Origin of the sequence: Pseudoruegeria sp. SK021 (assembly GCF_002119405.1) — a bacterium.
In the GTDB taxonomy this organism is placed as follows: Bacteria; Pseudomonadota; Alphaproteobacteria; order Rhodobacterales; family Rhodobacteraceae; genus Meridianimarinicoccus.
Map to the genome: position 1 here is coordinate 1 of NZ_MTBG01000171.1, position 252 is coordinate 252.

A 252-nucleotide genomic window follows, 5' to 3' on the forward strand; every position below is an offset into this window, starting at 1 on the left:
ACGATAAACGGCCTATTCAAAGCTGAGGTCATTCATCGCCGTGGCCCCTGGCGCAGCTTTGAAGCCGTCGAATATGCCACCCTCGAATGGGTCGACTGGTTCAACAATCGCCGCCTGCTGGAACCTAAAGCGTCCCGCCAAAAACCTGAATCGCGAGGATTCCCACGCAGCTGATTTTGTGATTCATCCTGTTTGGGAGGATGGATCATGTCAGCACCTTTGCCAGACGCGCTTCGGGCGCGGTTTCAGCGA

General features: G+C 55.6%; 1 pseudogene. It reads left to right on the top strand.

What is annotated here, in order from left to right:
* Nucleotides 1-126: pseudogene (locus BV911_RS19475) on the top strand (IS3 family transposase); the annotation flags it as partial.
* Nucleotides 127-252: the final 126 nt, after the last annotated feature.